The sequence below is a fragment of the Streptomyces sp. NPDC085944 genome (assembly GCF_040686295.1).
GTDB classification, from domain to species: domain Bacteria; phylum Actinomycetota; class Actinomycetes; order Streptomycetales; family Streptomycetaceae; genus Streptomyces; species Streptomyces salinarius.
The window spans coordinates 233,944-240,413 of record NZ_JBFBJX010000014.1 but is presented as its reverse complement, the minus strand read 5'-3'; the positions used below and the strand labels follow the sequence as shown (position 1 = coordinate 240,413).

Below are 6,470 nucleotides of genomic sequence, written 5' to 3'. Positions count from 1 at the left end.
GGCGCCACCTCGGTGTCCGGGCGCCAGGTGGAGACCTCCACGAGGCCCGGTTCCAGGATCTCCATGCCCTCGAAGAGGGCCTCGACGTCCTTCGGCTCGCGCACCCGGCCCCAGTGGCCCTGGGTCGCCTGGTCCATGAAGTCCGTGACGAACTTCCGCACCTCGGCGTCCTCACTGACCAGTTGGCACATCACGGCGAAGCTGCCGGGCGCGAGCCGCTCGGTCACCCGGCGGACGACCGCCTTGGGCCCGTCGGTGTCGCTGTCCGGGATGCAGTGGAAGACCGAGTTGAACAGTACGGCGACCGGCTGCGAGAAGTCGATCAGACGCTGGGTGTCGGGGTGGGAGAAGATCTCCTCCGTCGCACGCATGTCGGCGTGGATGACGGCGGTCTGGTCGTTCTGGTCGAGCAGTGCCCGGCCGTGGACCAGCACCATCGGGTCGTTGTCGACGTAGACGACGCGGGATTCGGGAGCGACGCGCTGGGCGACCTGGTGCACGTTGTCCTGGGTGGGCAGGCCGGAGCCGTGGTCCAGGAACTGGCGGATGCCGTAGTCCTCGGCGAGGACGCGAACGACCCGCTGGAGGAAACGCCGGTTGTTCAGCGCCAGCCGACGCGTGCTGGGGACGACCTTGTCGAGTTCGCCGACGGCCGCCCGGTCGGCCGCGTAGTTGTCCTTGCCGCCCAGGTAGAAGTCGTACATACGTGCCGCCGTTGGCACGTTGGAGTCGATCTCCGTGGACAGCTGCTTGTCGGCTTGCATCGTTCCCCCAGCTCCGTACGGGCGCCAACTGGACTGGCATGACAGACAGTACATCCTAAAGACCTAGTGTTCAGCCAAACCAGAGGCCGGATCCGGTGGCCGTCAAACGCATTGCCGCGCAACGCAGTTGACGGCCACTCGGTCGGATCAGCCGCGTGCGGCCAGATACGCGTCCACGCCTGCCGCCTTGTGGGCCTCCTCCACGCCGACCAGGCCGCCGAGCGCCTTGGCGTCGGGCTTGAGCACATAGGTGGACCGGCTGGCCGGCACGGTCACGTAGGTGAAGTTCTGCGGGGTGCCGAGTCCGGTGTCCGCGTTCTTCTGCGACCGGTGCGCCTTGACCACGTCCTGCCGGGCGAGGCTGCCGCCCTCGCAGGCCTTCTTCAGGTCGGTGCCGATCAACTGGGCGGCGTTGTAGCCGGAGAGCACGCCGGAGTCGACGGGCTCGCCCGGGTACGCCTTCTGGTAGGAGGCGGCCATCTTCTTCACGCCCGGCAGGTCGGAGCTGACCGCCGGTGCGGCGCTGACCACGTGCACCATGGCCTCCAGGGCCGGCGCCGCGGGCGTCTTCAGCAGCTGGGGCGCGTAGCCGGGCGCGCTGGTGACGATCGGCACCTTCAGGCCGCGGGCCGCGGCCACTCCGGCGAGGGAGGCGGTCTGGGCGGGGCCGGCGCTGATCAGGATCGCCTTCACCCCGGCCTTGCTCAGCGCGGACACCTGCGCGGTCAGATCGGTGTCCGTTGCCTTGATCTTCTGTCCGACCACCTTCATCCCCGCCTGCTCGGCGGCCCATTCGGAGCCCTCCAGCGCGTTGGCGCCATAGTCGCCCTCGAAGTAGACGTGACCGATCGTGTCGCCCTGGGCGAGCTTCTTGGTGCGGGTGAGGAAGTCCACGGCGGCGATCATGTCGATGTCGTAGGTGGTGCCCAGTACCTGGACGGAGTCCCGGCCGAGCAGGGAGGCCGCCCAGGCCTGCGGGAAGGTGAGCATGTGGTCGCGCTCGATGTCGTCGAGCAGGGCTGCGACCACCGGGGAGCCGATGACCTGGGGCAGGGCGACGACGTCCGGTGCGATGTCGGCGTAGGCGGTGACCGCCTTCTGCACGTCGTAGCCGTGGTCCTTGACGACGATCTCTACCTGGCGTCCGCAGATGCCGCCCGCGGCGTTGGTCTCGTCGGCCCACATCTGCTGGGCCTGCACGATGCTCTTGCCGAGGGTGGCGTAGGGGCCGGTGAGGTCGGTCAGGGCGCCGAGTCTGATGCTCTTCTCGCTGACTCCGGGTCCGGCCTTGACGCCGTCGGCGGCGTCGTCGGTGCTTCCGCCGTCCGCCTTGGAGCTGCAGGCGCTGCCCGCGAGCAGCACGGCGGCCATTGCCGCGGCCAGGGCGGCGGTCCGGGCGGTGCGGGGCCTGGGGTGCTTCACGTTCACGGGGTGTGCTCCTTGGCTCGTGCGGTGGCGGCGGGGGTGGCGGGGGTGGCGGCGGGGACCGGCCCGGTGCCGGGGGGCCGGGTGCCGGGTGGCCGGCGGCGCAGGCGGGCCCGGGTGCGGCTTGCCAGTCCGTGCAGGCCGTCGGGGGCGTAGAGGAGGATGACGACGATCGCCGCGCCGTAGAGGTAGCGGGAGGCCTCGGTCGGGCCGATCGAGCCGTCGCCGGAGCCGGGCGCCGCCACCAGGGGCAACTGGTCGGCGTAGCGGGTCATCAGCAGGGGCAGCGCGGTGACGAAGACGGCTCCGGCCGTGGCTCCGGCCACCGAGCCGAGGCCGCCGATGACGATCATGGCGAGGTAGTCGACGGAGAGCGCCAGGGAGAAGTAGTCGGGCACCACGCGGCGGAAGGAGAGGGCGAGCAGGACGCCGGCGAGGCCCGCGTACATCGACGAGACGACGAAGGCGGCCGAGCGGTACCGGGCCACGTGCACGCCCATGACGGAGGCCGCCGTCTCGCTGTCGCGCAGGGCGACCAGGGCCCGCCCGGGCCGTCCGCGCAGCAGCCCGCGCGCGGTGAACCAGGTGACGGCGAACAGGGCGAGACCGAGGTACCAGAGCCGTTCCTCGGCGCCGAACGGCACGCCCAAGACGGTGAGTTCGGGGTCGGCCTCGGCGAAGGCGAAGCCGCCCAGCTCAAGCGGAGGCACCGAGCGCCCGTTGAAGCCGCCGGTGACGGAGTCAGCGGTGAGCAGGACGTGGTGGCCGAGGAAGACCAGCGCGAGGGTGGCCACGCCGAGGTAGACGCCCTTCACCCGACCGGCGACGGGGCTGAACAGGCCGCCCGCCGCACCGGCGAGCAGCACCGCGAGGACGAGGGCCACGGCGGGCGGCAGTCCGGGGCCCGGCTCGCCCGCCAGCCAGACGTAGCCGTATGCGCCGACGGCGAGGAAGAAGGCGTGCCCGAGGGAGAGCTGCCCGGCGGTGCCGCTGAGCAGGCCGAGTCCGACGGCGCCGATGGCGGCGGCCATGGAGAACAGTCCGATGCGGAGCCAGAAGGCGTCCAGGTAGAAGGGCAGGGCGCACAGGAGCAGGGCGGTCAGCAGGAGCGGGCCGCGCCTGAGGAGGAGGGGGCGCAGGTCAGACACGGGCCGCTCCCCTCGCCGCGAAGAGTCCTGCGGGGCGCACCAGCAGGACGAGCACCATCACGGCGTACGGCGCGACGTCGCCGAAGCCCTCGCCGAGGACGTGCAGGTCGGACTGGTAGCCGGCGACGAACGCCTCGGTGAGGCCGATCAGCATGCTGCCGACCAGGGCGCCGACCGGGGAGGTCATGCCGCCGAGGATGGCGGCCGGGAAGGCCTTCAGCGCGATCTGGCCGGTGGTGCGTTCGAGTCCGGGTGCCGGGAACGCGACCAGGAAGACGGCGGCGAGTGCGGCGAGGGCGCCGGCCAGGCACCAGGCTGCGGTGCGGACGCGGGTGAGCCGTACGCCCATGAGGGCGGCGGCCTCGCGGTCCTCGGCGGCCGCGCGCAGCGACAGGCCCCAGGGGGTGAACCGGAAGAGGGCGAAGACGCCGCCGATGGCGACGGCGGACACGAGGATCGCGGCGATGCGGCTGTCGGCCACGGTCACCGGCCCGAGGTCGGTCACGGCGGAGCCCCAGGGGTCGCCGAGCGGCAGCAGGTCGCCACCGATGCGCCGGGCCAGGTCGGTGACCAGGACGATGTCGACGCCGATGGTGACGATGGTCTGGACGTGCGCGGCGTGCGGGTCGGTGCCGCCGACGCGTTGCAGCACCAGCCGGTCCAGCGCCCCGGCCGCGGCGGCCGTCACGAGGACCGCGACGGCGAGCGCCCCGGCGAAGCCGATGTCGTCGTGGAGGACGGCGACGAGGTACCCGCCGAGCAGCAGCAGCGAGCCGTGGGTGAAGCTCAGGACGCCGGAGGCCTTGAAGATGGTGACGAAGCCGAGGGCGATCAGGGCATAGACGGAGCCCAGGGCGAGGCCGCCCAGCAGGCTGTCGAGGAAGCCGGTCATGCCGCGTCCTCCCGCGTGGTGGTGCCCAGGTAGGCGCGGAGCACCTCGGGGTCGCGCCGGACCTCGCCGGGGGTGCCGTGGGCGATGGCCCGGCCGAAGTCGAGGACGGTGACCTCGTCGGCGAGCCGCATGACCAGGCCCATGTCGTGCTCGACCAGCACGACGGACAGGCCGAGTTCGGCGCGGATCTCCTGTATCACCCGGGTCATCCGGGTGCGTTCGGCGGCGTTCATGCCGGCCACGGGTTCGTCGAGCAGCAGGACACGGGGCTCCAGACAGAGGGCGCGGGCGAGTTCGACGCGCTTGCGGTCGCCGTACGACAGCAGCGCGACGGGTGCGTCGAAGTGGGCGCCGAGACCGGTGAGTTCGGCCGTCTCGCGGGCCTTGGCGAGGTGTTCGCGCTGTTCACGCACGGCGCGCGGCAGCCGCAGGGCACTGGCGGCGAAACCGGAGTGGGACAGGGCGTGCCGGCCGAGCATGAGGTTGTCGGCGACGGTGCCCTGGGTGGTGACGATGTTCTGGAAGGTGCGGGCGACGCCCAGGGCGGCGATGCGGTGCGGGGCGAGCCGGGTCAGCTCGGCGGCGCCGAGCCGCACGGTGCCGGCGGTGGGGCGGTACAGGCCCGACAGGACGTTGAAGCAGGTGGACTTGCCGGCGCCGTTCGGGCCGATGACGGCGTGCACGGTGCCGGGGGCGACGGTGAAGGAGACGTCGTCGAGGGCGAGGAGACCGGCGAAGCGCACGGTGACGCCCCGTACGTCGAGCGCGGGCGGTGCGGGGGCGGGGGCGGTCACGCGGCCCCCTTGCCGTCGGCGGCGTCGGCGGTCTCGCCCAGGTAGAGGCGGCGTACGGCGTCCGTGCGCGCGAGTTCGGCGGCGGCGCCCGACAGCCCGATCTCACCGACCTCCAGGACGTAGGCATGTTCGGCGAGGGACAGCGCCATGCCGGCGTTCTGTTCGACGAGGAGTACGGCGGTGCCCTGGGCGTTGATCTCGCGGACGACCTCGGCTATGCGGTCGACCATCATCGGGGCGAGCCCGAGGGAGGGTTCGTCGAGGAGGAGCAGGCGGGGCGCCGCCATCAGGGCGCGGCCGATGGCGAGCATCTGCTGCTCGCCGCCGGACAGCAGGCCGGCGGCCTGGCGGGTGCGCTCGGCGAGCCTCGGGAAGAGGGTGAAGACCCGCTCCCTGGCCTCGCGGACCTGGGCCGGGGCGCGCCGGTTGAGGCCGAGTCCGCCGGCCCGCAGGTTCTCGTCGACGGTGAGGCCGGCGAACACCCGCCTGCCCTCGGGCACCTGGACGACTCCGGCGCGTACGGCGGCGACCGGGTCGCGGCCGTCGAGGGCCGTGTCGCCGTAGCGGACCCGGCCGGCCGTGATCGCGCCGCGGTGCAGGCGCAGGGTGCCCGAGACGGCCCGCAGCAGCGTCGTCTTGCCGGCGCCGTTGGCACCGAGCAGCGCGACGACGGCGCCGTGCGGGACGGTCAGGGACACGGAGCGGAGGGCGGACAGTGCGCGCCCGTACGTCACGTCGAGGCTCTCGACGTGCAGCGCGGGCGCGCTGTCCGGTGGTGCTGCGGGCATCGCGGCTCCTTGGGACCGGCCGGGAGGGCACGGTGACGGGTGATCGGGGGGAGCTCACGACAGCACGGGGCCGGGTGGCCGTACAGGGGGGCCGGGCGGGGTCGCTGCGGGGTCCCAGTCCGGGGCGGGTGAGTCTGTGCGGATGCCCAGGGAGCGGCGGGGGGACGACAGGCCCCCCGGCGTCCGCGCCGACGGAGAGGAGCGCCGGCCCGGGCCAGGCCTGTAGCCGGTGGGCCGAGGCAAGAGCCACGGAAACGCCCCGGCCCGCCCCGACGGCGTGCGGTGGGCAGGGCACGAACCGGCAGGATGCCGCCGACGGAACCGCCGGCCGGGCCGGCCGCAAAGCGCCCCGCCCGGAAGACACACGGCTCGCGTCGGACGGCGACCGGCCAGAGTCACGGAGGCGCCCAACGGCGGACGACGCCGGCGGGTACGTCGGCCGGCAGCCGCGCCACGGCCGCCCGGCGTGCGTCGGCCGGACCAGCCCCATGCGCGGGCACCTAGCAGAGCACGGTCCGGCGGGGCACGGCCGGCCTGCCGTGTGGGCGGTGGCGTCCCGACGGGGGTCCACCGGGCGGTGGGTGAGGGGACGGCTCACCCGAGGCGGTACACGCCGCTGGTACCGGATGACGGCCGGGCCAGACCGTCCCCACGCCGGC

At 73.3% G+C, this 6,470-nt stretch carries 6 protein-coding genes; all 6 read right to left on the bottom strand.

The window, feature by feature from the left end; all coding sequences use genetic code 11:
• Positions 1-764 (bottom strand): SAM-dependent methyltransferase (locus AB0P07_RS26940; protein ID WP_365555046.1); only part of this gene is annotated, 764 nt, incomplete at its 3' end.
• Between the two features lie 147 nt (positions 765-911).
• Positions 912-2,192 carry an ABC transporter substrate-binding protein gene (locus AB0P07_RS26935; protein WP_365555044.1) on the bottom strand — a complete coding sequence of 427 codons (1,281 nt, stop codon included), beginning with the start codon at positions 2,190-2,192 and terminating at the stop codon, positions 912-914.
• Positions 2,189-3,337: a branched-chain amino acid ABC transporter permease gene (locus AB0P07_RS26930; RefSeq protein ID WP_365555042.1), complete on the bottom strand. Its 1,149-nt coding sequence runs from the start codon at positions 3,335-3,337 to the stop codon at positions 2,189-2,191. The genes AB0P07_RS26935 and AB0P07_RS26930 overlap by 4 nt, the downstream gene beginning before the upstream one ends.
• Entirely contained in the window at positions 3,330-4,229 is a 900-nt protein-coding gene (locus AB0P07_RS26925) for a branched-chain amino acid ABC transporter permease (protein ID WP_365555041.1), read from the bottom strand. The genes AB0P07_RS26930 and AB0P07_RS26925 overlap by 8 nt, the downstream gene beginning before the upstream one ends.
• Entirely contained in the window at positions 4,226-5,023 is a 798-nt protein-coding gene (locus AB0P07_RS26920; RefSeq protein ID WP_365555039.1) for an ABC transporter ATP-binding protein, read from the bottom strand. The genes AB0P07_RS26925 and AB0P07_RS26920 overlap by 4 nt, the downstream gene beginning before the upstream one ends.
• Positions 5,020-5,811, bottom strand: a complete 792-nt coding sequence (locus tag AB0P07_RS26915; protein WP_365555037.1) for an ABC transporter ATP-binding protein — start codon at positions 5,809-5,811, stop codon at positions 5,020-5,022. Before AB0P07_RS26915 ends, AB0P07_RS26920 begins: the two co-directional genes overlap by 4 nt.
• Positions 5,812-6,470 lie beyond the last annotated feature (659 nt).

What these genes read in the sequence shown, in the direction of transcription:
- AB0P07_RS26915 (WP_365555037.1), bottom strand. Translation starts at nt 5,811, where the DNA reads ATGCCCGCAGCACCACCGGACAGCGCGCCCGCGCTGCACGTCGAGAGC.
- AB0P07_RS26925 (WP_365555041.1), bottom strand. Translation starts at nt 4,229, where the DNA reads ATGACCGGCTTCCTCGACAGCCTGCTGGGCGGCCTCGCCCTGGGCTCC.